This window comes from Achromobacter sp. UMC71 (assembly GCF_014170305.1).
Taxonomy (GTDB): domain Bacteria; phylum Pseudomonadota; class Gammaproteobacteria; order Burkholderiales; family Burkholderiaceae_B; genus Achromobacter.
In genome coordinates this window covers 68,974-78,247 of sequence record NZ_LZZT01000030.1, presented here as the reverse complement: position 1 = coordinate 78,247, position 9,274 = coordinate 68,974, and the positions used below count along the sequence as shown (strand labels likewise).

8 protein-coding genes are annotated in these 9,274 nt (G+C 65.7%); 1 reads left to right on the top strand and 7 read right to left on the bottom strand.

All coding sequences use genetic code 11. The annotated features are described in order from the left end of the window. A partial coding sequence (locus A9974_RS14140) for a helix-turn-helix domain-containing protein (protein WP_183004803.1) occupies positions 1–455 on the top strand: 455 nt, incomplete at its 5' end. Positions 456–1,069: 614 nt separating this feature from the next. On the opposite strand, the gene A9974_RS14135 is transcribed toward A9974_RS14140, so the two are convergent. From A9974_RS14135 to A9974_RS14105, 7 genes are all read right to left on the bottom strand, one after another. Continuing rightward, positions 1,070–1,474: a RidA family protein gene (locus tag A9974_RS14135; protein WP_175193439.1), complete on the bottom strand. Its 405-nt coding sequence runs from the start codon at positions 1,472–1,474 to the stop codon at positions 1,070–1,072. Between the two features lie 40 nt (positions 1,475–1,514). After that, entirely contained in the window at positions 1,515–1,940 is a 426-nt protein-coding gene (locus A9974_RS14130) for a thioesterase family protein (RefSeq protein WP_183004802.1), read from the bottom strand. A 20-nt stretch (positions 1,941–1,960) separates the two neighbouring features. Next, entirely contained in the window at positions 1,961–3,601 is a 1,641-nt protein-coding gene (locus A9974_RS14125) for an AMP-binding protein (protein ID WP_183004801.1), read from the bottom strand. 63 nt (positions 3,602–3,664) lie between these two features. Beyond that, positions 3,665–4,834: an acyl-CoA dehydrogenase family protein gene (locus tag A9974_RS14120; protein ID WP_183004800.1), complete on the bottom strand. Its 1,170-nt coding sequence runs from the start codon at positions 4,832–4,834 to the stop codon at positions 3,665–3,667. 2 nt (positions 4,835–4,836) lie between these two features. Continuing rightward, positions 4,837–5,694, bottom strand: a complete 858-nt coding sequence (locus A9974_RS14115; protein ID WP_183004799.1) for an enoyl-CoA hydratase family protein — start codon at positions 5,692–5,694, stop codon at positions 4,837–4,839. A gap of 38 nt (positions 5,695–5,732) precedes the next feature. Further along, positions 5,733–6,524, bottom strand: coding sequence for an SDR family NAD(P)-dependent oxidoreductase (locus A9974_RS14110; RefSeq protein ID WP_183004798.1), 792 nt, complete (start codon positions 6,522–6,524; stop codon positions 5,733–5,735). Continuing rightward, positions 6,521–8,872 (bottom strand): bifunctional salicylyl-CoA 5-hydroxylase/oxidoreductase, encoded by a 2,352-nt coding sequence (locus A9974_RS14105; protein WP_183004797.1) that lies wholly within the window; start codon positions 8,870–8,872, stop codon positions 6,521–6,523. Before A9974_RS14105 ends, A9974_RS14110 begins: the two co-directional genes overlap by 4 nt. Between the last annotated feature and the right edge of the window lie 402 nt (positions 8,873–9,274).

Here is a 9,274-nt window from a genome sequence, read left to right as displayed (position 1 = left end):
TCCCCACCCTGGACGACGGCGCCCCCAAGCCCCCCGCCGCCTGGCTGGAACACCTGGAAGACACGCTGGTGCTGCACCTGCTGTACAACCAGCCGAACACGTGGCAACGCGAGGCAGGCCAGACCCCCGCCCAACCCCGCCGCTTGGCGCAAGCCGAGTCGTACATGAAACGGCATCTGTCTGCCCCACTGACACTGACAGAGATAGCCAAAGGCGCAGGTGCCAGCGCCAGCGCGCTGACACGGCTGTTCCAGGAACACCGTGGGACGACACCCATGCACGCCTTGAGAACACTGCGGCTGGACGCAGCAAGAGAACGCCTGTTGGAAGGCTCCTGTACCAGCGTGACGGAAGTGGCCATCTCCGTCGGCATCAGCCACCTGGGCAGATTCTCGGAGTACTACCGGGAACGTTTCGGGGAACTGCCGAGAGATACGTTTCAACATCGAAGCTGAACGTCTCCTTGGCGTCTATTGTTCTTCGTAGATCGCTTGTCGGGCAGGGCTTTGTGCGTCGGTCAGTACTTCGTAGGTCGCCCCTTGCGGCTACGTGTGTCTGGGTTTGTGGCGCTGCTAGACCTGTGGTCAGGGAATGGAATCTACGGGGTCGCCAAGCCGCGGCCGCGCGGGCGGCCACGTTTGGCATTGGTGTTGTTGACTGTGCGGCGGATGCGCTTCGCGCGGGTGGAGAGTTGTTTGCTATTGGTCCGCACGTCGTGGGGGTCGGGCGGTGATGGGCGGCCTCGATTGGCTGGATTTTCATCGGAGTGCCGCTGCGGCAGGCTGCTGACCTATTGCCCTCAGCGGTCTTCTGATCTATTGCCGTCACACGCTAGAAAACAGCATCATCACCAACACGCGAGAGCGACATCGGCGCCCGCAAGACGCCGCGTAAGCTTCGTAAGGCCGCCAGCGCGGCCGGCACGAAGCGGGCACCGCACCCTCCTCCACCCCCACTCTGATCGTGGCCAATATGCCAAGCACACCGACCGCCCCAGCGTCCGCCGCTAAGCCTCATCGACACCGCCACGCGCGACTTAAGAACCCATCCCGCAACGAGCAACAACAACCTACCCCGGAACCACAGCAGTAACCTCGATCTCGACTTTCGCCCGGTCCTCAACCAGATCCGCCACTTCCACCGCCGTCATAGCAGGAAAATGCCGCCCGATCAGCTCCCGATAGTGCTTCCCGATCTCCGGATAAGCCGCCACATAAGCATCCTTGTCGGTCACATACCAAGTCATCCGCACAATATGCTCAGGCTTAGCGCCACCCTCGGCCAAAATCGCGACGATATTGGCCAACGTCTGCCGGACCTGATCGGCCAGATCATCCGACTCGAACTGCTGCTGCCCGTTCCAGCCGACCTGCCCCCCCACGAACACCAGCTTGCTCCCCACCGTCATCTCGGTCAGGATCCCATTCGAATAGCCCCGCGGCGCCATCCAATCCGGCGGTTGCAGAATCTTCATAACGTCTCATCCTATTATCAAAAAAACAAAACGCGCGGACTCAGTCCGCGGCGACCTGATAAGCCAGCATCCGTTCACGCAAATCGTCCGGCAACGGCATCGACTTCATCGTCCGCAGATCCACCGTCACGATCGTCAGCGTCGCCGACAGCCGCAGTTGGCCGTCCGGTCCCTCGAAACGCACCAGCGCCTTGAACGACGCGCCGCCGATCCGCTGCACCTGCAGCGTCTGGCGCAGTTGCTCGTGCCAGCGGCTGGGCGCGCTGAAATCGCACGTCACCGACGCCATCGGCGTGCCGATATGACGATCCACGTGCAGCGCGTGGAACGGCAAGCCCATGCCCTTGTCGAACCACTCTTCGACAAAGTCATTGATCATCTCGAAATAGCGAGGATAGAAAACGATGCCCGCCGGATCGCAATGACGGAAGCGGACTTCGACCTGGCTGATGAAAGGGGCTGCCATGAGATTTCCTTATTGCCGGTTCACGCCATCTTGCGCAGCGCAAAGCGCTGCAGCTTGCCCGTTTCGGTGCGCGGCAGCGCCGAAACGAATTCGATGGCGCGGGGATACTTGTAGGGTGCGATGCTGGCCTTGACGAACTGCTGCAACGCCGCGACCATCGCGTCGCCGGGCTCGAAGCCCGGCTTGAGCACCACGAACGCCTTGACCAGCTGGCCGCGCTCTTCGTCGGCCGCGCCCACCACCCCGCACTCGGCCACGGCCTCGTGGCGCAGCAGCGCGTCCTCGACCTCGGGGCCGGCGATGTTGTAGCCGGCGGACACGATCATGTCGTCGTTGCGGGCCTGGTAGAACAGATAGCCGTCATCGTCCTGCAGGAACGTATCGCCCGGCAGGTTCCAGCCCTTTTGCACAAAGCGGCGCTGGCGCTCGTCGGCCAGGTAGCGGCAGCCGGTGGGGCCCTTGATCGCCAGGCGGCCGACCGTGCCATTGGGCACCGGGTTCATGTCGTCATCCACGATCTGCGCGATATAGCCCGGCACCACACGACCGATGGCGCCGCGGCGCACCGACTCGGGCGGGCTGGAGACGAACACGTGGATCATTTCCGTGCCGCCGATGCCGTCGATCATCTCGATGCCGCTCGCTTGCTTCCAGAGCTGGCGAGTGGCGTCGGGCAGCGCCTCGCCGGCCGATACGCTCTTTTTCAACGACGACAAGTCGAACTTGCCGACCAGCGCCGACATCTGGCGGTAGAACGTGGGCGCGGTGAAGACGATAGTGGCGCGGAAGTCCTGGATCAGCTGCAGCAGGCTTTCCGGCGTCAGGCGTTCGGCCAGCACGGTGCTGGCGCCCACGCGCAGCGGGAAACACAGCAGGCCGCCCAGGCCAAAGGTGAAGGCCAGCGGCGGCGTGCCGCAGAAGATGTCGTCCGGACCCGGCTTGATGACGTGCTTGGGGAACAGGTCGCACATCGCCAGCACGTCGCGGTGAAAGTGCATGCAGCCCTTGGGCGCGCCGGTGGTGCCGCTGGTGAAGGCGATCAGGCACACGTCGTCGGCGGCGGTATCGCAGGCGGCAAAGTCATCCGGCTTGGCCGCGGCCAGCGCGTCCAGCGCGTCGGGCGCGGTGTCGTTGAAATACATGATCTGCGCCAGCTCGGCGCAGTGGTGCTCATGGCCGGGCTGGGCGCAGAACTGCGCCTCGTCCTTCAGGCGCGCGTCGCACAGCACCGCCTGGATCTGCGCCTTTTCGATGATCTGCTTGAGCTCTTTGGCGCGCAGCAGCGGCATGGTCGGCACCGTCACGAGGCCGGCCTTGATAGCGGCCAGCCAGGCGGCGGCCATCATCGGGTTGTTCGGGCCGCGCAGCAACAGGCGGTTGCCCGGCACCAGCTTCATGTCCTCGGCCAGCACCCGGGCGATGCGGTTGGTCAGCGCGGCCAGCTCGCGATAGGTCATGGTGGCCTGCTTGCCGTCCTGCGGCCAGCGCAGCGCGATGCGCTCGCCGTGGCCGCGTTCGACCATGGCGTCCACCAGCTCCACGGCGCAATTGAAGCGCTTGGGATAGGCCACGTCGGGGCCGTCCAGCAGGAACTCGGGCCATTGTTCGCCCGGGGGCAGATTGTCCCGGGCAAAGGTGTCGATGTGGGCGGATACTTCCATGAAATTCCCCTTGCTGCTGCGGTGTGGTTGACTGTGCTGAACGCGAAAGGCTCGATGGCCCCTTTACGCTTTCAACAGTTCGCGGGCGATGATCAACTTCTGCACTTCGGTGGCGCCTTCGTAGATACGCAGCGCTCTGATTTCCCTGTAAAGCTTCTCCACCGGCATCCCCGACACCACGCCCGCGCCGCCGAACATCTGCAGCGCGCGGTCGATCACGGTCTGCGCCGATTCCGTGGCCGTCATCTTGGCCATGGCCGCTTCGCGCGTGGTGCGTACTTTCTGCACATCGCGCATCCAGGCGGCGCGATAGGTCAACAGCGCCGAGGCGTCGATGGCGGTGGCCATGTCGCCCAGCGCGGCCTGGGTCAGTTGCAGGTCGGCCAGGGTCTGGCCGAACATGCGGCGCGACTTCGAGCGCGCCAGGCCTTCATCCAGCGCCCGGCGGGCAAAGCCCAGCGCGGCGGCGGCCACCGAGGCGCGGAAGATGTCCAGCGTCATCATGGCCAGCTTGAAGCCCTGCCCCGCGTCGCCCAGCCGGTGCGAGACCGGGATGCGGCAGTTGTCGAACGTGATGGTGGCCAGCGGGTGCGGCGCGATCAGCTCGATGCGCTCCGAGACCTCGAAGCCCGGGGTGTCGGCATCCACCACGAAGGCGCTGATGCCGCGTGCGCCCGGCGCCTCGCCGGTGCGGGCGAAGACGCAGTAGAAGTCGGCGATGCCGCCGTTGGAAATCCAGGTCTTGGCGCCGTTCAGCACATAGGCGTCGCCATCCAGGCGGGCCTCGCAGGCCAGCGCGGCCACGTCGGAACCGGCATCGGGTTCGGACAGGGCAAAGGCGGCGATGGCCTCGCCGCGAGCCACGCGCGGCAGGTAGCGCTGGCGCAATTCGTCAGAACCCATCAGCGAAATCGCGCCGCTACCCAGGCCTTGCATGGCGAAGGCGAAGTCGGCCAGGCCTTCGTGGCGCGCCAAGGTTTCACGCAGGATGCAGACCGCGCGCGAATCGACCTCCGGCAGCGCTCCGCCCCAGGCTCCGCCCGGGCCGCCCGCCACCGCGTAGCGCAGCCAACCGGCCTGGCCCAGGGCCTTGACCAGCTTCTTGCAGGCGGCATCGGCGTCATGGTGGTCCACGTCGTCCAAGGCGCTTTCGCACCAGGCATCGACCTTATGCGCCAATTGGCGATGGGTTTCGTCAAAAAAAGGCCAGTCCAGCCAGCTTGCGTCGCGCATGGTCAGTTCCCCTCGAACACCGGCTTTTGCTTGGCCACGAAGGCCTCGTAGGCACGATGGAAATCGCGCGTCTGCATGCAGATGGCCTGGGCTTCGGCTTCGGCTTCGATCGCCTCGTCCACGCCCATGTTCCATTCCTGGTGCAGCAGCTTCTTGGTCACGCCATGGGCAAAGGTGGGGCCCGCGGCCAGCTGCGCCGCCAGCTTGGCGGCCGCTTCCATAAGTTCGCCGGACTCATGCAGCGCGTTGAAGAAGCCCCAGCTGGCGCCCTCTTCGGCGGTCATGGCGCGGCCGGTGTACAGCAGTTCGGACGCACGGCCCTGGCCGATCATGCGCGGCAGCAGTGTGCAGGCGCCCATGTCGGCGCCCGCCAGCCCCACCCGCGTGAACAGGAAGGCGGTGCGCGCGGCCGGCGTGCCCAGGCGCATGTCGGAAGCCAGCGCCACCATCGCGCCCGCGCCGGCGCAGATGCCGTCCACGGCGGCCACGATGGGTTGCGGGCAGGCGCGCATGGCCTTGACCAGGTCGCCGGTCATGCGGGTGAAGTCCAGCAGTTCGGGCATGCTCATCTTGGTGAGCGGCCCGATGATCTCGTGCACGTCGCCGCCCGAGCAGAAATTGCCGCCGGCGCCGGTCACCACCACCACCTTGATGTCGGTCGCGTACACCAGCGCGCGGAACAAGTCGCGCAGCTCGGCGTAGGAATCGAAGGTCAGCGGATTCTTGCGCTCGGGGCGGTTGAGCGTGATGGTGCCGGTCTTGCCGTCGGCCGACACCTGCCACAGGAACGTCCTGGCCTGATAACCGGCCAGCGGACGCTTGTGGTGCTTCATGGTGTGCTCTTCGGGCTGCGTGCTCATGGTGTCTCCGTTCGTGATTGCTGCAATGGGGCGCCGGCTCAGCCGGTCATCACTTCACCGCCGTCCACGGCGATGGCCTGGCCGTTGATCGACGCCGAGGCCGGCAAGGCCAGCCAGGCGACCGTCTCGGCCACTTCCTCGGGCTGCACCAGGCGGCCCTGCGGGTTGCGCTCGGCCAGCTTGGCCCGGGCGGCTTGCGGCGTCATGCCGGTCTTGTCGACGATATTGGCCACGGCGCCACGCACGATGTCGGTTTCGGTGTAACCGGGGCAGACGGCGTTGATGGTGACGCCCTTCTGGGCGGTTTCCAGCGCCAGCGAGCGGGTCAGGCCGATCACGCCGTGCTTGGCCGCGCAGTAGGCGCTGACGTAGGCATAGCCGATCAGGCCGGCGGTGCTGGCCACGTTGATCACGCGGCCCCACTTGGCGGCCAGCATGCCGGGCAGCGCGGCCTGGATGCAGTGGAAGGTGCCGGTCAGGTTGACGGCCAGCATCGACTGCCACAGTGCGGCGTCGGTGCGGTCAAAGCGCTGGCTGACGGCCTGACCGGCGTTGTTGACCAGCACCAGCACCGGGCCCAGTTCGGCTTCGGCCTGCGCGAAGGCCTGGCGCACCGAGGCTTCGTCGGCAATGTCGGCGCTGACCGCCTGCACCTGGCCCAGGCTGGCCAGGCTGTCGACGGCGGCTTCCAGCGCGCCGCCGTCGCGCCCCAGCAGCGTGACGCGCGCCCCCCGCGCCAGCAACGCGCGGGCGCTGGCCAGGCCGATGCCACGGGCTCCGCCCGTCACCAGGGCGTGGCGGCCTGCCAGGGGAAGTGCGGGCGTGCTCATTTGATGTCCAGTTGCGCCATGGCGGCGGCGCGTTCGAAGTTGGTTTCCAGCTGGCGCTTGCCGGCGAAATACTGGCTGGGCCAGGCGACGTCACGGTAGCCCACGCGGGCCGCTTCGCGCAGGGTCCACGACGCATCGGCCAGGTGCGGGCGCGCCAGCGCGCACAGGTCGGCGCGGCCCGAGGCGATGATGCCGTTGGCGTGGTCGGCCTCGAAGATGGCGCCCACCGCGATGGTGGGGATGCCGGCTTCGTTGCGCACGCGGTCGGCGAACGGAGTCTGGAACATGCGGCCGTAGACGGGCTTTTCTTCCTTGCTGACCTGGCCCGACGAGCAGTCGATCATGTCGGCGCCGGCGGCCTTGAAGTGGCGCGCGATCTCGACGGCATCATCGGCGGTGATGCCGCCTTCGACCCAGTCACTCGCCGAAATACGCACCGACATGGGCTTGTCTTCGGGCCAGACGGCGCGCACTGCATGGAACACTTCCAACGGGAAGCGCAGGCGGTTTTCGAGGCTGCCGCCGTATTCGTCGTCGCGCAGGTTGGTCAGCGGGGAGATGAAGCTGGACAAGAGGTAGCCGTGGGCGCAATGCAGTTCCAGCCAGTCGAAACCGGCGGCCTGGGCGCGGCGGGCGGCGGCCACGAAGTTGTCGCGCACTTGATCCATGTCGGCGCGCGTCATGGCGCGTGGGATCTGCGAGACGCCTTCGATGTAGGGCAAGGCCGACGCGGACAGCAGCGGCCAGTTGCCTTCGGCCAGCGGATGGTCGATCTTCTGCCAGCCAAGCTGGGTGGAACCCTTGCGGCCGGCATGGCCGATCTGCACGCCAATGCGGGCGTCGCTGTTGCCATGGACGAAACCGACGATGCGGGCAAAGGCCTGCTGCTGCGCGTCGTTCCACAGGCCCGGGCACCCCGGGGTGATGCGGGCGTCGGGCGACACGCAGGTCATTTCGACCATGACCAGGCCTGCGCCGCCCATGGCGCGGGCGCCCAGGTGCACCAGATGGAAGTCGCCCGGCACGCCGTCGATGCACGAGTACATGGCCATGGGCGACACCAGGATGCGGTTCTTGAGCCGCACGCCGCGCGCCTGGTAGGGCGTGAGCATGGGCAGCGGCGGCCGCTGGCCAGCCGGCGCAGGCGTGCCGGCATGCTCGGCGATCCAGCGCTCGAAGCCTTCGAGCCAGGCCGGATCGCGCAGGCGCAGGTTTTCGTGCGAGATGCGCTGCGAACGGGTCAGCAGCGAGTAGGCGAATTGTTCGGGCTCGAGCTCGGCATAACGTTCGACGTTTTCGAACCACTCGGTGGAGTTGCGGGCCGCGTTCTGGATTTTCAGGACTTCGACGCTGCGCACTTCTTCGTAGTGTTTCAGGCCGCGCTCGACGCTGCCTTCGGCGCCGCTCAGACAACGCGCCAATTCAATAGCGTCTTCCAGCGCGAGCTTGGTGCCGGAGCCGATGGAGAAGTGGGCGGTATGGGCGGCATCGCCCATCAGCACGACAGGCACGGAGCGCTTGCCACGGCTGGTCTCGAGCGGGTTCCAGTGGACCCAGGTGTTGCAGATGACGCGCGGGAAACGGATCCAGATGGCCGAGCCGCGCAGGTGCGAGGCATTGCTGATGAGGGCGTTGCCATCCAGCCAGGGCGCGAACAGCTTTTCGCAATAGGCGATACCCTCTTCCTGGCTCATCTGCTCGATGCCGGCGGCCTGCCAGGTTTCTTCGGGCGTTTCGACGATGAAGGTCGACATGCCGTCTTCATACCGGTAGGCATGCGCCTGGAACCAGCCATGCTCGGTCTGAACGAAGGCGAAGGTGAAGGCGTCGAAGACTTTCTTGGTGCCTAGCCAGACGAAGCGGCAACGGCGCTGGTCGATGTCGGGATGGAAGGTATCGGTGTAACGGGTACGGATCTGGCTGTTGATGCCGTCGGAGGCAATGACGAGATCGGCGTCGTATTCGCGGGCGATGGCCTGGTCGTCCTGGACGAAGTTCTCGAACACGAGTTTGACGCCAACGTCTTCACAACGCGCCTGCAGGATGTTCAACAGCTTTTTCCGGCCAATGCCGATGAAACCGTGGCCGCCGCTGCGGATGCTGCGGCCCTTGAAGTGAATGTCGATGTCGTCCCAATGATTGAACGCATCGCCAATGGTCTGGGCGGAAACCGGATCGGCTTCGCGCAGGTTCTGCATGGTGGCATCGGAGAACACGACGCCCCAACCAAAGGTGTCATACGGGCGGTTGCGCTCGATGACGGTGACTTCGTTGGCGGGATTCTGCAACTTCATGAGCAGACCGAAATACAGGCCGGCGGGACCCCCACCAATGCAGACTATTTTCATTGCCGTAATGCTCCATGAAGGGCGACTTTCGGGCCTTGCGTAGGGGGGCCTGGTCGCGGCTTTTTAGGTCTTGATAGTTTAGGCTTGAAATATATACCTGGTTGGGGAGGATCGCAAATGGGGGAAACGTTTAGGGGAAATGGGGACGGGACTTGGGAGGAGTTCCGGGGGTTTTGGTTGCTAGCGGGGGAGTGTCGCTTCGTAGGCCGCTCGTCGGGCAGGGCTTCGTGGCGGCGGGCGCCCACGATTGCGGTCCGGCGCGCGGGCGCCGGACTCCCCCATCCTCATCCTCGTCCGCCTTCGGCTCCCTTCGGATTCCGTCGGGCGCATCGAGGTTGCCCGCCGCCACGAAGCCCTGCCCGACGAGCTACCGGTTTCGAGAATTGTCGCGTTGCTGGACCT